Source organism: Actinomyces sp. S6-Spd3, from assembly GCF_000758755.1.
In the GTDB taxonomy this organism is placed as follows: domain Bacteria; phylum Actinomycetota; class Actinomycetes; order Actinomycetales; family Actinomycetaceae; genus Pauljensenia.
Window position 1 is genome coordinate 1 of sequence record NZ_JRMV01000035.1, and the last position, 786, is coordinate 786.

Genomic DNA, 786 nt, shown 5'->3' on the forward strand with positions numbered 1-786 from the left:
CATCTTCGAATGAAGAGGACGCGATGGTGAGATTTACCTTTGAGTTCGTTTCGCTCTCAAACTTGGCGTTTAGCTCCTTGATCTTGGATTCCTGAGGCGAACCGGTAGGCATGTTCAAGAACACGTCGATGGATCCGCCGTCAGTGCTGCCGCCTGCCTCAGAGCCAGAGCCTCCCGAACAGCCAGCTAGGCCAAGAGCCAGCGCTGACGCTGCCACGGTTGCAACGAAAATTTTCCCTTTTCTCATCGTGAAAAGACTCCTTCGTCTTTATTGGTTTCCTACTTTTCGACTATTTCGAAAAGTAGCGTCTGGTCAGTGTGTAGACGGGGCGTCTGCACACCAGAATTTTGGAGAATGGAACCGGTGGTGGTGATTCCATCAAAGTAGCGCCGGCCATCTTTATCGGCTTGGCTAAGCTCCCCAAACCATAGCGGTGGGACCAGCCCTGAAGGCTCATTGCCGACGATTACCGGACGAATAGTGTAGGTACGCGAATCATTCAATCCGCTAAAGCGTAGCCTTCCGCGCGGAGAGATAGCAGAGCGTCCTCGCGTAACCATCTGGAACAGTGCGCGAGACTTGTCCTTTGCAACTACTCCGTGTAGCCAAATCGTTTCATCGGGAGTTTCGCAACGAACAATATCCGAAGAGTGGAGGAAATCGCGGTTCAGCTTGTAGAACGCAATCCAATCCTTCAGGTCGGACATCTCGCTGTCGGTGGCTTCAAGAATGTCCCACTCGATTCCAAAATGGCCCCAAAGAGCGGTGCCACCGCGCATGGCCAT

Annotated in this window: 1 protein-coding gene and 1 pseudogene; both read right to left on the minus strand. The window is 52.8% G+C overall.

What is annotated here, in order from left to right:
* A pseudogene (locus HMPREF1627_RS00245) lies at positions 1–247 on the minus strand (hypothetical protein); the annotation flags it as partial.
* 32 nt (positions 248–279) lie between these two features.
* Positions 280–786 (minus strand): GH36 C-terminal domain-containing protein (locus HMPREF1627_RS00250; RefSeq protein WP_034499834.1); only part of this gene is annotated, 507 nt, incomplete at its 5' end.